Annotated in this window: 1 pseudogene; it reads right to left on the bottom strand. The window is 76.3% G+C overall.

Annotation, left to right across the window (positions count from 1 at the left end):
• Positions 1-88: 88 nt before the first annotated feature.
• Positions 89-401: pseudogene (locus tag AC2CJA_RS27305) on the bottom strand (hypothetical protein); the annotation flags it as partial.

The raw sequence follows: 401 nt of genomic DNA, 5'->3' as shown, positions 1-401 counted from the left end.
CCCCGGCCCAGCGGGCGGCGGGAGCGCCGGGGGTTCGGCGCGGGGTCGTCGGCGGTCGGCATCGCGGGGCAGGCTACCGCCCCGCGGATCAGCGACCGCGCAGGCGGCGCACCAGGATGCTCGCGTCGCCGCGTGCCTCCAGGTCCGCGAGGACCACGGCGACCGCCTCGCGGACGATCCGGCCGCGGTCCACGGCCAGGCCGTGCTCGCCGCGGAGCACCAGCCGGGCGTGTTCGAGGTCCATCAGCTCCTCGGCGGAGACATAGACCGTGATCTTCTCGTCGTGGCGCTCGCGCCCGCTGGGACGCCGGGCCGCGGGTCTGCCGCGCCGGGGCGCCGCCGCGCCCACGGCCGTACGGCCCCTGCCCCTGTCTCTAAAAAACAAAAACCAGCCCACCACA

Source organism: Streptomyces sp. ATLC9 (assembly GCF_057196705.1).
The sequence above is the reverse complement of the archived record's forward strand: the minus strand, read 5'-3'. Positions and strand labels throughout refer to the sequence as shown.